Below are 310 nucleotides of genomic sequence, written 5' to 3' on the forward strand. Positions count from 1 at the left end.
TGATTGATTGATTGATTGATTGATTGATTGCATAGCATTTTTGTATTCATTTTTATATTTAAATTTTGTTTGATTTTAACACGTTAAAGTTATTTTTGTAAGGCTCTGAATCTTATGAGTTTATTCAACTTTTGAACCTTTCAACCACTTTTTTACCCAAGCTCGGTTAGCTGAAAGATTATGTAATATAGCTTCGCTTATTGGTAATGGCTCGCCATAAATGATTGAAGCTAAGGTTTCGCCTAATAGTGGAGCAGAGGTAAGCCCACGAGAACCTAAGGCTGCGATTAAGAAAAGATTCTGAAAATTG

Annotated in this window: 1 pseudogene; it reads right to left on the reverse strand. The window is 32.9% G+C overall.

The window, feature by feature from the left end:
- Positions 1-120: 120 nt before the first annotated feature.
- Positions 121-310, reverse strand: a pseudogene (locus HMPREF2813_RS05650) (hypothetical protein); the annotation flags it as partial.

It is taken from the genome of Haemophilus sp. HMSC066A11 (genome assembly GCF_001811665.1).
In the GTDB taxonomy this organism is placed as follows: Bacteria; Pseudomonadota; Gammaproteobacteria; order Enterobacterales; family Pasteurellaceae; genus Haemophilus; species Haemophilus influenzae.